Here is a 12,549-nt window from a genome sequence, read left to right on the forward strand (position 1 = left end):
TTCCGGGCGACTTACGCCTCAGCCTTTCATCATGTTGATGTCTTCCACCGCGATCGTGCCGCGGTTGCGGAAGTAGACGACGAGAATGGCAAGGCCGATGGCGGCCTCGGCCGCGGCGACCGTCAGCACCAGCAGGGCAAAGACCTGGCCGACGATGTCGTTCAGGAAGGCCGAGAAGGCGACGAAGTTCAGGTTCACCGAGAGCAGGATCAGCTCGATCGACATCAGGATGACGATGACGTTCTTGCGGTTGATGAAGATGCCGAGCACGCCCAGCGTGAACAGGATCGCGCCGACCGCGAGGTAATGGCCAAGTCCGATCATCAGACCGTCTCCTCCGGAAGAGCGGCGCCAGAGGCGACCTTGCGGACCTCCATGGCGGCCTCTTTGGTGCGCGCGTTCTGCGTCGGGATATCCTGGCGCTTGACGCCGGGGCGCTCGCGCAGCGTCAGCACGATCGCGCCGATCATGGCGACGAGAAGCACAAGGCCGGCCGCCTGGAAGTAGTAGACATACTGCGTGTAGAGCACGCGCCCGAGCGCCTCGGTGTTGGTGATGTCCGCCGGGATCGCCGCGACCGGCGCCTTGATGATCTGCGGGTCGATGACCCAGGCGCCGACGACGAGCAGCAGTTCGACCGCGAAGATGAGGCCGATCAGCGCGCCGATCGGCAGGTAGTTCAGGAAACCCTGGCGGAACTCGGCGAAATCGACGTCGAGCATCATCACCACGAAGAGGAAGAGCACCGCGACCGCGCCGACGTAGACCACGATCAGGAGCATCGCCAGGAACTCGGCCCCGAGCAGCAGGAACAGCCCGGCCGCATTGACGAAGGTCAGGATCAGGAAGAGCACCGAGTGAACGGGGTTGCGCGAGGCCACCACCATGAACGCCGAAGCGACGGTGATGCCTCCGAACAGATAGAAGAAAGCCGCTGCGGCATTCATCTCGGTCAGCCTTTCCGCCCCTGCGGGCGGCTCTCGTTTTCAATCACGCCCGACTCTCGCCGGACGCAGTTTGGAGCGTCTATAGTCAGGCCCGGCAGGCGCGACAACCGCGCGACGGGTCTGGCTCAACCGCGTCATGGTGGGCCCTGAGCCGACCATCTCCTGTCGGAGATTCTCGGGTCTGCGCTACGCATCGCCCGAGAATGACGCCTCATCTCACCGATAGGGTGCGTCCATCGCGATATTGCGCGCGATCTCGCGTTCCCAGCGGGCGCCGTTCGCGAGCAGCTTGTCCTTGTCGTAGAACAGCTCCTCGCGGGTCTCGGTGGCGAATTCGAAGTTCGGCCCCTCGACGATGGCATCGACCGGGCAGGCCTCCTGGCAGAAGCCGCAATAGATGCACTTCGTCATGTCGATGTCGTAGCGCGTCGTGCGGCGCGTGCCGTCGTTGCGGCGCGGCCCGGCCTCGATGGTGATGGCCTGCGCGGGGCAGATCGCCTCGCAGAGCTTGCAGGCGATGCAGCGCTCCTCGCCGTTGGGATAGCGGCGCAACGCATGCTCGCCGCGGAAGCGCGGGCTCTGCGGGTTCTTCTCGAAGGGGTAGTTGATCGTCGCCTTCGGCTTGAAGAAATAGCGCATCGACAGCGCGAACGCGCCGACGAACTCCTTCAGCAGCAGGCCCTTGGCGGCTTGCGCGAGTGACATGCCTCAGTCCTTCCAAACTCAGCCGAGAAGCATCCGGCCGATCAGGTAACCCATTATCGTGGTGGAGCCGACGATCACGACGGCCAGCACCACCTTCATCCGTTCGATGCGCCGCGCGTAGTCGGCGCGCTCCGGCTCCGTCTGCGAGCGGTCGGTGCGCCTGAGCGCACCGACGACCACCCCGGAGACGATCCGGTATTGCAGCATTCCCACCACCAACCCGATCAGCGCGCCGATCGGGCCGGCGAAAGCACTCACTTCACCGGGCCCCAGCCCGTGATCTGGAGCACCAGCGCGACGATCACGACCGAGGCGAGCGAGAGCGGCAGGAAGACCTTCCAGCCCAGGCGCATCAGCTGGTCGTAGCGGTAGCGCGGCACGAAGGCCTTCACCATCGCGAACATGAAGAAGACCAGGCACATCTTGAGCGCGAACCAGAACACGCCCGGAAGCCAGGTGAAGGGCGCGATCGGGAACGGCGGCAGCCAGCCTCCGAGGAAGAGGATGGTCGTCAGCGCGCACATGGTCATGATCGCCACGTACTCGCCGAGCATGAACAGCAGGTACGGCGTGGACGAATACTCGACCATGTAGCCGGCGACGAGCTCCGATTCCGCTTCCGGCAGATCGAAGGGCGGCCGGTTCGTCTCGGCCAGCGCCGAAATGAAGAAGATCACGAACATCGGGAAGAGCGGCAGCCAGTACCAGCCGAACATGCCGGCAGCCCCGTCCTGCGCCCTGACGATCTCGGTCAGGTTCAGCGAGCCGACGCAGAGCAGCACGGTGACGATGACGAAGCCGATCGAGACCTCGTAGGACACCATCTGCGCGGCCGAGCGCAGCGCGCCCATGAAGGGATATTTCGAGTTCGAGGCCCAGCCGGCCATGATCACGCCGTATACGCCGAGCGACGAGATCGCGAGGATGTAGAGCACGCCGACATTGATGTCGGCGATCGCCCAGCCTTCCGCCACCGGGATCACCGCCCAGGCGCCGAGCGCCAGCAGGCAGGAGATGAAGGGCGCCAGCAGGAACACGCCCTTATTGGAGCCCGACGGGATGATCGGCTCCTTGAAGGCGAATTTCAGCAGGTCGGCGAAGCTCTGGAACAGGCCGAAGGGGCCGACGACGTTCGGGCCGCGGCGAAGCTGCACCGCCGCCCAGATCTTGCGATCGGCCAGCAGGATATAGGCGATGAAGACCAGCAGGCAGACCAGCAGCAGCAGGCTCTTGCCGAGGATGATGGCGAGGTCGAGGACGAGGTCCCAGTTCATGGCCGCTTACTCCGCCGCCTGCCGCAGCCGGCCCGAAGCCAGCGCCGAGCACTCCGCCATGATGGCGGAAGCGCGCGCGATCGGGTTGGTCTGATAGAAATCGGTGACCGGCGAGACGAGGCCCGCCTTGTCGGTGCCGCCGCCGAGGCCGGCAAGCGCATCGAGCGTCGCGGCCTCCGCCGGCAGCGCGTCGATCGCCGCGAAATGCGGATGGGCCTCGTAGAGCGCCTTGCGCAACAGGCTGAGCGAGTCGAAGGGCAGCGTCTTGCCGAGCGCAGCCGAAAGGGCACGCAGGATTGCCCAATCCTCGCGGGCATCGCCCGGCGGGAACGTGGCGCGATCGGTCATCTGCACACGGCCTTCGGTGTTCACGAAGGTGCCTGACTTCTCGGTATAGGCCGAGCCCGGCAGGATGACGTCGGCGCGGTGCGCACCCGCGTCGCCATGGGTGCCCTGGTAGATCACGAAGGCGCCGGCCGGCACCTCGATCTCGTCGGCCCCGAGCAGGAACAGCACGTCGAGCGCGCCCGGCGCGGTCATGCCGGCGACGTCGAGGCCACCTTCCCCCGGCACGAAGCCGAGATCGAGCGCACCGACCCGGCCCGCCGCGGTGTGCAGCACGCCAAAACCGTTCCAGCCCTCGGACACGGCGCCGAGCGCCTGTGCCGCTTTTGCTGCGAGCGAAAGCATGGCCTCGCCGTCGGCGCGGGCGAGAGCGCCCTGCCCCACCAGTACCATCGGCCGCTCGCCGGCCTTCTCCGCCTTGGCGGCGAAATCGGCCAGGGTCTCGGCGCCGGCGCCGAGATAGTCGTAGGTGTAGGTGAGATCGGCGCGCTCGCCGATCATCTGGACCTTGAAGTCGCCGCGCAGCCAACGCTTGCGGATGCGCGCGTTCAGGATCGGGGCCTCGCGGCGCGGATTGGCGCCGACGATCAACAGCGAGGTCGCGTTGTCGATCCCCGCGATGCCGGCGTTCAGCAGGTAGGAGGCCCGGCCGAGCTTCGGATGCAGCTTCGTGCCGTCCTGGCGCGCGTCAAGGTTGGCACTGCCGAGCGAGGCGACCAGGCTCTTCAGCGCGAACATCTCCTCGACCGCCGCGAGATCGCCGGCGATGGCGCCGATCTTCTCAGGTGCCGCAGCCTTAACCTTGCCCGCGATCAGCGCGAAGGCCTCGTTCCAGCTGGCCGGGCGCAGCGCGCCGTTCTCGCGGACGTAAGGCCGGTCGAGCCGCTGGGTGCGCAGGCCGTCGACGACATGGCGCGTCTTGTCGGAGATCCACTCCTCGTTCACCGCTTCGTTAAGGCGGGGCAGGATGCGCATCACCTCCTTGCCGCGCGAGTCGACGCGGATGGCCGAGCCCAGCGCATCCATCACGTCGATGGATTCGGTCTTGGTCAGCTCCCAGGGACGGGCCTTGTTTTGATATGGCTTGGAGGTCAGCGCGCCGACCGGGCAGAGGTCGACGACATTGCCCTGCAGCTCCGACGACATCGCCTGCTCGAGATAGGTCGTGATCTCCATGTCCTCGCCGCGACCGATCGCGCCGAGATCGGAGGCGCCGGCGACCTCGGTGGTGAAGCGGACACAGCGCGTGCACTGGATGCAGCGCGTCATCGAGGTCTTGACCAGCGGGCCGATATACTTGTCCTCGACCGCTCGCTTATTCTCGGCGTAGCGGGAAGTGTCCACGCCATAGGCCATGGCTTGGTCCTGCAGGTCGCATTCGCCGCCCTGGTCGCAGATCGGGCAATCCAGCGGGTGGTTGATGAGCAGGAACTCCATCACCCCTTCGCGCGCCTTCTTGACCATCGGCGACTTGGTCAGGACGACCGGCGGCTCGCCGTTCGGGCCGGGGCGCAGGTCGCGCACGCCGATGGCACAGGAGGCCTGCGGCTTCGGCGGGCCGCCCTTCACCTCGACGAGGCACATGCGGCAGTTGCCGGCGATCGAGAGCCGCTCGTGGAAGCAGAAGCGCGGCACCTCGACACCCGCCGCCTCGCAGGCCTGAAGCACCGTATATTCGGCCGGAACGTCGACCTCGATGCCGTCGATGAGGAGTTTGGTCATGGTCTCACTCCGCCGCCATCAGGCGCACGGGCTCGCCGTGCGGGTTGGCGGCATAGTCGTCGATGCGCTGCTCGATCTCGTGACGGAAATGCGCGATCAGGCCCTGGATCGGCCAGGCCGCGGCGTCGCCGAGCGCGCAGATCGTGTGGCCCTCGATCTGCTTGGTAACGTCGAGCAGCATGTCGATCTCGCGCTTCTGGGCGCGGCCCTCGGCCATGCGCTCCATCACGCGCCACATCCAGCCCGTGCCCTCGCGGCACGGCGTGCACTGGCCGCAGCTCTCATGCTTGTAGAAATGGCTGATGCGGGCGATCGCGCGGACGATGTCGGTCGACTTGTCCATGACGATGACAGCTGCTGTGCCGAGGCCCGACTTCAGCTTCGAAAGCGAGTCGAAATCCATCGGCGTGTCGATGATCTGCTCGGCCGGGACCATGCGCACCGAAGAGCCGCCGGGGATCACGGCCTTGAGATTGTCCCAGCCGCCGCGGATGCCGCCGCAATGCCGGTCGATCAGTTCGCGGAAGGTGATGCCCATCACCTCCTCGACGTTGCAGGGCTTGTTCACATGGCCGGAGACGCAGAACAGCTTGGTGCCGACATTGTTCGGGTTGCCGAGCGAGGAGAACCAGGCCGCGCCGCGGCGCAGGATGGTCGGCGCCACCGCGATGGATTCGACGTTGTTCACCGTGGTCGGGCAGCCATAGAGGCCGACATTCGCCGGGAAAGGCGGCTTCAGGCGGGGCATGCCCTTCTTGCCCTCGAGGCTTTCGAGCAGCGCCGTCTCCTCGCCGCAGATATAGGCGCCGGCGCCATGAGCGACATAGAGATCGAAGGGATAGCCGTGGACGTTGTCCTTGCCGATGAGCTTGGCCTCATAGGCCTCGTCGACCGCGCGCTGCAGCGCCTCGCGCTCGCGGATATATTCGCCGCGGATGTAGATGTAGGCCGCATGCGCGCCCATCGCGAAGGAGGCGATCAGGCAGCCCTCGACCAGCGTATGCGGGTCGTTGCGCATGATCTCGCGATCCTTGCAGGTGCCGGGCTCCGACTCGTCGGCATTGACGACGAGGTAATGCGGCCGCCCGTCATTGACCTTGGGCATGAACGACCATTTCAGCCCGGTCGGGAAGCCGGCGCCGCCGCGCCCGCGCAGGCCCGACTGCTTCATCTCGTCGATGATCCAGTCCCGCCCCTGCTCGAGGATGAACTTGGTGCCGTCCCAATGGCCGCGCTTGATCGCCCCCTTCAGGGTGCGGTCGTGCAGGCCGTAGAGATTGGTGAAAATCCGGTCGCGATCTGCGAGCATGATCTGATCCTCACTCCGCCGGCTTGTCGCCGCTCTTGGCGGACTTGGCACGCGAACGGGGCGTCTTAGCTTTAGTCGATTCGGGCTGGCCTTCTGCGGCCGGCGTATCATGGGCCGCGCCGGTCGGCTGCGCAGGAGCGGAAGGCTTCGGCCGGCCGGCAGCAGCGGTATCGGTCGCAGGCTTGGTCGCGGCGGCAGGGGTCGCATCCACCTTGGCAACATCCGCGCCCTTGGCGTCCGTTGCGATGGTCGCTGCCTTCTTGGCCTCGGCCTCGGCGGCAGCCTTGGCGGCAGCAGCTTCCGCCGCGGCCTTGCGCTGGTTCGTGACGCGCTTCTGCCAATCGCCGGCGCCGATCGCCGAGCCGTCGTAGAGCGCCTGGTCCTTCAGGGTCTCGCCGCCGCCTTCGGGCTCCGAGCCGGTGCGCGCATTCTGCGGACCGGGCTTGACCGGGCGACCATGGCGGAGATCCTCCAGCAGCGCCTTGAAGTTCTCCGGCGTCAGATCCTCGTAGTAATCGAAATTGATCTGCGCCATCGGGGCGTTGCAGCAGGCGCCGAGGCACTCGACCTCGAGCCAGGAGAGCTTGCCGTCGGCGGTCACGGTCGATTGCGGGCCGATGACGTCCTGGCAGACCTTCTTCAGCGCCTCCGCGCCTCGCAACGCGCACGGCGTGGTGCCGCAGAGCTGGACGAAGTGCTCGCCCACGGGCTGCAAGTTGAACATCGTGTAGAAGGTCGCGACCTCCATGACCCGCATCGGCGCCATGCCGAGCTTGCGGGCGACCTCCTCGATGGCGGCGCGCGGCACCCAGCCGTGATGCTGCTCCTGGGCCTTCCAGAGCAGCGGGATCACGGCCGAGGCCTGGCGGCCCTCGGGGTACTTGGCGATCTGCTGTGCGATCCAGTTCTCGTTCGCCGCATCGAAGGCGAAGGAGGCGGGCTGGACATGATCGGGGGCGAGACGACGGACGGACATCAGCGGTCTACTTCACCAAAGACGATATCGAGAGAGCCCAGGATCGCGGAGACGTCCGCCAGCATGTGCTTGCGGCACATGAAATCCATGGCCTGGAGATGGGCGAAGCCCGGAGCCTTGATCTTGCAGCGATAGGGCTTGTTGGTGCCGTCGGAGACGAGATAGACGCCGAACTCGCCCTTCGGGGCCTCGACCGCGGCATAGACCTCGCCTTCCGGAACCCGGAAGCCTTCGGTGTAGAGCTTGAAGTGGTGGATCAGCGCTTCCATGGAGCGCTTCATTTCGCCGCGCTTCGGCGGCACCATCTTGCCGTCGAGCGACGAAATCGGCCCGCCGCCATCGGCGGAAAGCAGCTTCTCGCAGCACTGCTTCATGATCGCGACCGACTGGCGCATCTCTTCCATGCGGATGCAGTAGCGGTCGTAGCAGTCGCCATTCTTGCCGATCGGGATGTCGAATTCCATCTCGTCATAGCATTCATAGGGCTGCGACTTGCGCAGGTCCCAGGCGGCGCCGGAGCCGCGCACCATCACGCCCGAGAAGCCCCATTTCCAGCAGGTCTCGAGATCGACGACGCCGATGTCGACGTTGCGCTGCTTGAAGATGCGGTTGTCGGTGAGCAGCCCTTCGAGGTCGTCACAGACCTGCAGGAACGGGTCGCACCATTCCGCGATGTCGTGGATCAGCGAAGTCGGCAGGTCCTGATGGACGCCGCCGGGCCGGAAATAGGCGGCGTGCATGCGCGCGCCGCAGGCCCGCTCGTAGAACACCATCAGCTTCTCGCGCTCCTCGAAGCCCCAGAGCGGCGGCGTCAGCGCGCCGACGTCCATGGCCTGCGTGGTGACGTTGAGGATGTGCGAAAGGATGCGGCCGATCTCAGAAAATAGCACGCGGATGAGCTGGCCGCGGCGCGGCACCGTCACGCCCATCAGCTTCTCGACCGCCAGGCAGTAGGCATGCTCTTGGTTCATCGGCGCGACATAGTCGAGCCGGTCGAAATAGGGCATCGCCTGGAGGAAGGTCTTCGCTTCGATCAGCTTCTCGGTGCCGCGATGCAGCAGGCCGATATGCGGATCGACGCGCTCGACGATCTCGCCGTCGAGCTCAAGCACGAGGCGCAGCACGCCGTGGGCCGCAGGGTGCTGCGGGCCGAAGTTGATCGAGAAGTTGCGGATGTTGTGCTCGGTCATTGCCGGCCTTCCTGCGCAGCGTGAAACTCTGCGATCACCTGCTCGCCCGTCTTGCGCCGACGCTCGCCGACGAATGCATAGAGCTCGGGCTTTTCATCGATGAAGATTTCTTCAGCAAAAGCGAGGCCCACGGCATTGTCGAGGCTGGGGAAAGCCACCGCGACATGCCCCTCGCCGGAACGCTGCCGCCAGAACAGGCTGGTGCCACAGGCGCGACAGAAGACGCGCTCGCCCCATTCCGAAGACGGATAGACACCCAACTGCGTGTCGTCTGCGACCTCGACGTCCGTGCAGGGCACGGTCATCAGCACGCCGCCGCTCCAGCGCCGGCACATGTTGCAGTGACAGACATCCATTTCGCGCTTCTCGGCGACGGCGGCGAAGCGCACCGCGCCGCAGAGGCAGCCGCCCGAGAGTTTTTCCGCCGCGGCCGTCATCACGCCCCCTTCGCTTTTTCATCGCCCGGGAGCACATAGTCCGTGCCTTCCCAGGGCGAGAGGAAGTCGAAGTTGCGGAATTCCTGGTTGAGCTTCACGGGCTCGTAGACGACGCGCTTCTGCTCGTCGTCATAGCGGACCTCGACGAAGCCGGTCAGCGGGAAGTCCTTGCGCAGCGGGTGACCCTCGAAGCCGTAATCGGTGAGGATGCGGCGCAGGTCCGGATGGCCGGAGAACAGGATGCCGTAGAAATCATAGGCCTCGCGCTCGAACCAGTTCGCGGCCGGAAAGACCTCGATCACGGATGGAACCGGCGTCGCCTCGTCGGTCTGGACCTTCACGCGGATACGGTGGTTCGAATAGGGCGCGAGCAGGTGGTAGACCACGTCGAAGCGCTTCTCTCGGCCGGGATAGTCGGCGCCGGCGATGTCGGTGAAGTTGACGAAGCGGAAGCGCCGGTCGCTGTAGAGCGTCCGCATCACCTCCAGGATCGAGGCGGCCTCGGCGTGAACCGTCAGCTCGCCGAAGGCGACCACCGCCTCCGTCACGGCGCCGGGCAGCGCCGCCTTAATCTCTTCGCCGAGTTGTACGAGCGCTTCGCTCATCGTCTCACCTTCGTTGCCCGGCTCCGCGTCATGGTCGGGCTTGACCCAACCATCTCAAGCGGAACTGAGCTCAGCCTTGCCTTGCGAAACCAACCGCGCCTCTCCTGCGAGGAGATGTTCGGGTCAAGCCCGACCATGACGCCGTTGCCTTACCTCTCGATCGTACCGGTGCGCCGGATCTTCTTCTGCAGCAGCAGCACGCCGTAGAGCAGCGCCTCCGCCGTGGGCGGGCAGCCCGGCACATAGATGTCGATCGGCACGACGCGGTCGCAGCCGCGCACCACCGAGTAGCTGTAATGGTAATAGCCGCCGCCATTGGCGCAGGAGCCCATCGAGATGACGTAGCGCGGCTCGGGCATCTGGTCGTAGACCTTGCGGAGCGCGGGAGCCATCTTGTTGGTCAGCGTGCCGGCGACGATCATCACGTCCGACTGGCGCGGGCTGGCGCGGGGCGCGAAGCCGAAGCGCTCGACATCGTAGCGCGGCATCGAGAGCTGCATCATCTCCACAGCGCAGCAGGCGAGACCGAAGGTCATCCACATCAGCGAGCCGGTGCGCGACCAGTTGATCAGGTCGTCCGTAGCCGTGACGATGAAACCCTTATCGGCGAGCTCGCTGTTGATCTCGGTGAAGAAGGGGTCGCGGTGGCCGACCGGCCGCCCGTCGGGCCCGAGGAGGCCTTTCGGCGCGGGCGCAACGAGCGGATCACCGCGGTCGATCGCTGTTGTTGCCATAACTCTTGTCCTCGTGAACCGTAACCGTCAGATCATTCGCGCGCTTCTGGCGTGCGAGGCGACAGTTAGTCCCACTCCAGCGCACCCTTGCGCCACTCGTAGACGAAGCCGACCGTGAGCACCGCCAGGAAGACCATCATCGACCAGAAGCCATACCAGCCGAGCTCTCCGAAGGCGACCGCCCAGGGAAACAGGAAGGCGACTTCCAGATCGAAAATGATGAACAGGATGGCGACCAGGTAAAAGCGGACGTCGAACTTCATGCGGGCATCGTCAAAGGCGTTGAAGCCGCACTCATAGGCCGAGAGCTTTTCCGGATCGGGATTCGAATAGGCGATCAGGAAGGGAGCGACCAGAAGGGCGATGCCGATCACTCCGGCCACGGCCAAAAACAGCACGAGCGGCAGGTAGTCGTTCAGCAGGGACGGCACTTGAAGAGCTTGCATGGACGATCACGCTTCAAAACGGACGGCGGCGGCGCGCCGCGGGTGTCGATTAGACCTTGGATTAGAATGAAGCAAGACTTCGCCGCAGTGCATCACCGCGCGACGGGGTTGAATCTGACGCACACGAAGGTTCCGGACAGAGGACTTGCGGGGTCTGGGCCGCGCCCGCGGCGGATTTTTCGCCATAAGGACCGCTCACGGCTGGCCTAGGTCGGCGCGAGGCGACACACTCGCGACGAATCGATTCCCGCCGCGGCGCCCGCCGCGCTTTCTTGTGAAAGGCGCGCTCATGATCCTGCTTGCCAGGCCCCTTTTCGCCGCGGCATTGCTGATCGCGCCGTTCGCCGCTCCCGTCGATGCCCATGCCGAGTCTCTCGACCTCACACAGGCGAGTTGCGCCGATTTCGCGGCGATGAGCGAGAGCGACCGCACGCAGCTTTCCCTCTGGCTGGCTGGCTACTTCGCCGGAAACGCCATGCGCCCCCTGCTCGACTTGGAGAAGATCGTGGCCGCTCCCGCGGCGCTCGGCGCCCTCTGCGACAAGAGCCCGCAGGCACCCCTGATCGGGCCGGAAACGCGCTCCATCTTCATCACCGCCCCCTGAGCCCATGCCTGTCTTGCGTAACGCCTGCTCTGCCTTCGCACTCGTCTGCGCGCTGCATGTCATCGACGCCGCAGCCCAGGAAGGGCAGATGATGCGGGCGCCGCTGCCGCCGCAGCGCCCCTTCGACCTCGAGCTGCCGGGCAGCCTCGTCCTGCCGCCGATCGTGGTTCCGCCGCCGGCCCCAGCGACCGTCGACCCTCCCCCTCTCAGCCCGACCTCGCCCGCAAGCTCGGAGCCGGATGAAGGCGAGGGACCGGAATGGCCGCAGCTGACGCCAGGCCAAAAGGCCGGCGCCGAACCCGCCTTCGACCCGAACGAAAAGCCGGAAGCGCCGGGTATCTCGACCGACCCGGGAACCTCGATCGAATGCCTGCCGCCACGCTTGAAGGCGATCCTGACCAAGGTCGTCGACAAATACGGAGCAGTTAAGGTGACCTCGACCTTCAGGCCGCCCTTGCGGGCGCGGCGCGGATCCTATCACAGGCGCTGCGAGGCGATGGATTTCCGCGTGCCGGGCGTGCGCCCGCGCAGCGTGATCGAATGGGCGCGCACGCTGCCCGAGGTCGGCGGCCACAAGGTCTACTGGAACGGCATCCTGCACATCGACACCGGGCCACGCCGGCCCTGGTGACACACGGCCGAGATGCCGGGCCTCTGGCGCAGCTGCCGCTAGTCCTCTTCCTCTCGCGGCCGGGCTAAATCGCCGAGGATTTCGCGTTTGCCGGCGTGGTTTGCGGGGCCGACGATGCCCTCGTTCTCCATCCGCTCCATGATCGAGGCGGCGCGGTTGTAGCCGATCTGGAGCCTGCGCTGGATGTAGGAGGTCGAGGCCTTCTTGTCGCGCAGCACCACGGCGACCGCCTGCTCATAGGGGTCGTCGCTCTCGGCCTGACCCATGCCGCTCTTGTCGAAGACGGCGCCGTCCTCGCCCTCACCCCCCTCTTCCTCCTCGGAGGTGACGGCGTCGAGATATTGCGGCCGGCCTTGCGTCTTGAGATGCGCCACGACCTTCTCGACCTCGGCATCCGAGACGAAGGGGCCGTGCACGCGGGTGATCCGCCCGCCGCCGGCCATGTAGAGCATGTCACCCTGGCCGAGCAGCTGCTCGGCACCCATCTCGCCGAGGATCGTGCGCGAGTCGATTTTCGAGGTGACCTGGAAGGAGATGCGCGTCGGGAAGTTCGCCTTGATCGTGCCGGTGATGACGTCGACCGACGGCCGCTGGGTCGCGAGAACCACATGGATGCCGGCGGCG

16 protein-coding genes are annotated in these 12,549 nt (G+C 65.9%); 2 read left to right on the top strand and 14 right to left on the bottom strand.

Translation table 11 applies throughout. The features are described 5' to 3' along the window. Window positions 1-18: 18 nt before the first annotated feature. The 13 genes from nuoK to ASE63_RS06085 all read right to left on the bottom strand — a co-directional run bounded on the left by nuoK (window position 19) and on the right by ASE63_RS06085 (window position 10,675). Window positions 19-327 carry an NADH-quinone oxidoreductase subunit NuoK gene (gene nuoK, locus ASE63_RS06025; RefSeq protein WP_082609698.1) on the bottom strand — a complete coding sequence of 103 codons (309 nt, stop codon included), beginning with the start codon at window positions 325-327 and terminating at the stop codon, window positions 19-21. Then, window positions 324-947 (bottom strand): NADH-quinone oxidoreductase subunit J, encoded by a 624-nt coding sequence (locus ASE63_RS06030; RefSeq protein WP_056798033.1) that lies wholly within the window; start codon window positions 945-947, stop codon window positions 324-326. Before ASE63_RS06030 ends, nuoK begins: the two co-directional genes overlap by 4 nt. Before the next feature lie 216 nt (window positions 948-1,163). Continuing rightward, window positions 1,164-1,652, bottom strand: a complete 489-nt coding sequence (gene nuoI / locus ASE63_RS06035; RefSeq protein ID WP_056798036.1) for an NADH-quinone oxidoreductase subunit NuoI — start codon at window positions 1,650-1,652, stop codon at window positions 1,164-1,166. An 18-nt stretch (window positions 1,653-1,670) separates the two neighbouring features. Next, on the bottom strand, window positions 1,671-1,910 hold the full coding sequence (locus tag ASE63_RS06040; protein WP_056798038.1) for a hypothetical protein: 240 nt from the start codon (window positions 1,908-1,910) through the stop codon (window positions 1,671-1,673). After that, window positions 1,907-2,926 carry an NADH-quinone oxidoreductase subunit NuoH gene (gene nuoH / locus ASE63_RS27090; protein WP_056798040.1) on the bottom strand — a complete coding sequence of 340 codons (1,020 nt, stop codon included), beginning with the start codon at window positions 2,924-2,926 and terminating at the stop codon, window positions 1,907-1,909. Before nuoH ends, ASE63_RS06040 begins: the two co-directional genes overlap by 4 nt. A gap of 6 nt (window positions 2,927-2,932) precedes the next feature. Continuing rightward, on the bottom strand, window positions 2,933-4,993 hold the full coding sequence (nuoG, locus tag ASE63_RS06050; RefSeq protein ID WP_056798043.1) for an NADH-quinone oxidoreductase subunit NuoG: 2,061 nt from the start codon (window positions 4,991-4,993) through the stop codon (window positions 2,933-2,935). 4 nt (window positions 4,994-4,997) lie between these two features. Beyond that, window positions 4,998-6,302 carry an NADH-quinone oxidoreductase subunit NuoF gene (gene nuoF, locus ASE63_RS06055; protein ID WP_056798046.1) on the bottom strand — a complete coding sequence of 435 codons (1,305 nt, stop codon included), beginning with the start codon at window positions 6,300-6,302 and terminating at the stop codon, window positions 4,998-5,000. 10 nt (window positions 6,303-6,312) lie between these two features. Then, on the bottom strand, window positions 6,313-7,278 hold the full coding sequence (nuoE, locus tag ASE63_RS06060) for an NADH-quinone oxidoreductase subunit NuoE (protein WP_056798049.1): 966 nt from the start codon (window positions 7,276-7,278) through the stop codon (window positions 6,313-6,315). Then, window positions 7,278-8,468: an NADH-quinone oxidoreductase subunit D gene (locus ASE63_RS06065; protein ID WP_056798052.1), complete on the bottom strand. Its 1,191-nt coding sequence runs from the start codon at window positions 8,466-8,468 to the stop codon at window positions 7,278-7,280. Before ASE63_RS06065 ends, nuoE begins: the two co-directional genes overlap by 1 nt. Beyond that, window positions 8,465-8,905, bottom strand: coding sequence for a GFA family protein (locus ASE63_RS06070; protein WP_056798055.1), 441 nt, complete (start codon window positions 8,903-8,905; stop codon window positions 8,465-8,467). The genes ASE63_RS06065 and ASE63_RS06070 overlap by 4 nt, the downstream gene beginning before the upstream one ends. Continuing rightward, the gene (locus ASE63_RS06075; protein WP_056798058.1) at window positions 8,905-9,510 is read right to left on the bottom strand and encodes an NADH-quinone oxidoreductase subunit C; all 606 of its coding nucleotides are present in this window, start codon (window positions 9,508-9,510) and stop codon (window positions 8,905-8,907) included. The genes ASE63_RS06070 and ASE63_RS06075 overlap by 1 nt, the downstream gene beginning before the upstream one ends. Window positions 9,511-9,659: 149 nt before the next feature. Then, a complete protein-coding gene (locus tag ASE63_RS06080; RefSeq protein ID WP_056798062.1) occupies window positions 9,660-10,244 on the bottom strand; it encodes an NADH-quinone oxidoreductase subunit B in 585 nt (194 codons plus the stop codon). Window positions 10,245-10,309: 65 nt separating this feature from the next. Beyond that, complete coding sequence (locus tag ASE63_RS06085) at window positions 10,310-10,675, bottom strand: NADH-quinone oxidoreductase subunit A (RefSeq protein WP_156410217.1); 366 nt, start codon at window positions 10,673-10,675, stop codon at window positions 10,310-10,312. A 304-nt stretch (window positions 10,676-10,979) separates the two neighbouring features. Here ASE63_RS06085 and ASE63_RS06090 point away from each other — a divergent pair, with 304 nt between their 5' ends. Together ASE63_RS06090 and ASE63_RS06095 are read left to right on the top strand one after the other, a co-directional pair. Further along, window positions 10,980-11,294, top strand: a complete 315-nt coding sequence (locus tag ASE63_RS06090) for an HdeA/HdeB family chaperone (protein WP_156410213.1) — start codon at window positions 10,980-10,982, stop codon at window positions 11,292-11,294. A gap of 4 nt (window positions 11,295-11,298) precedes the next feature. Further along, the gene (locus ASE63_RS06095; RefSeq protein ID WP_056798073.1) at window positions 11,299-11,925 is read left to right on the top strand and encodes a D-Ala-D-Ala carboxypeptidase family metallohydrolase; all 627 of its coding nucleotides are present in this window, start codon (window positions 11,299-11,301) and stop codon (window positions 11,923-11,925) included. A gap of 38 nt (window positions 11,926-11,963) precedes the next feature. Here ASE63_RS06095 and ASE63_RS06100 read toward each other — a convergent pair. Continuing rightward, on the bottom strand, window positions 11,964-12,549 hold a 586-nt coding region (locus tag ASE63_RS06100), incomplete at its 5' end, for a DNA translocase FtsK (protein WP_162261725.1).

It is taken from the genome of Allobosea sp. Root381 (assembly GCF_001429395.1).
GTDB lineage: Bacteria > Pseudomonadota > Alphaproteobacteria > Rhizobiales > Beijerinckiaceae > Allobosea.

Bases quoted from the DNA above. Each gene is read 5' to 3' on its own strand.
- nuoH (WP_056798040.1), bottom strand. From the start codon at position 2,926: ATGAACTGGGACCTCGTCCTCGACCTCGCCATCATCCTCGGCAAGAGC.
- ASE63_RS06090 (WP_156410213.1), top strand. From the start codon at position 10,980: ATGATCCTGCTTGCCAGGCCCCTTTTCGCCGCGGCATTGCTGATCGCG.
- ASE63_RS06030 (WP_056798033.1), bottom strand. From the start codon at position 947: ATGAATGCCGCAGCGGCTTTCTTCTATCTGTTCGGAGGCATCACCGTC.
- ASE63_RS06065 (WP_056798052.1), bottom strand. From the start codon at position 8,468: ATGACCGAGCACAACATCCGCAACTTCTCGATCAACTTCGGCCCGCAG.
- ASE63_RS06075 (WP_056798058.1), bottom strand. From the start codon at position 9,510: ATGAGCGAAGCGCTCGTACAACTCGGCGAAGAGATTAAGGCGGCGCTG.
- nuoG (WP_056798043.1), bottom strand. From the start codon at position 4,993: ATGACCAAACTCCTCATCGACGGCATCGAGGTCGACGTTCCGGCCGAA.
- ASE63_RS06080 (WP_056798062.1), bottom strand. From the start codon at position 10,244: ATGGCAACAACAGCGATCGACCGCGGTGATCCGCTCGTTGCGCCCGCG.
- nuoF (WP_056798046.1), bottom strand. From the start codon at position 6,302: ATGCTCGCAGATCGCGACCGGATTTTCACCAATCTCTACGGCCTGCAC.
- ASE63_RS06070 (WP_056798055.1), bottom strand. From the start codon at position 8,905: ATGACGGCCGCGGCGGAAAAACTCTCGGGCGGCTGCCTCTGCGGCGCG.
- ASE63_RS06095 (WP_056798073.1), top strand. From the start codon at position 11,299: ATGCCTGTCTTGCGTAACGCCTGCTCTGCCTTCGCACTCGTCTGCGCG.
- nuoI (WP_056798036.1), bottom strand. From the start codon at position 1,652: ATGTCACTCGCGCAAGCCGCCAAGGGCCTGCTGCTGAAGGAGTTCGTC.
- nuoE (WP_056798049.1), bottom strand. From the start codon at position 7,278: ATGTCCGTCCGTCGTCTCGCCCCCGATCATGTCCAGCCCGCCTCCTTC.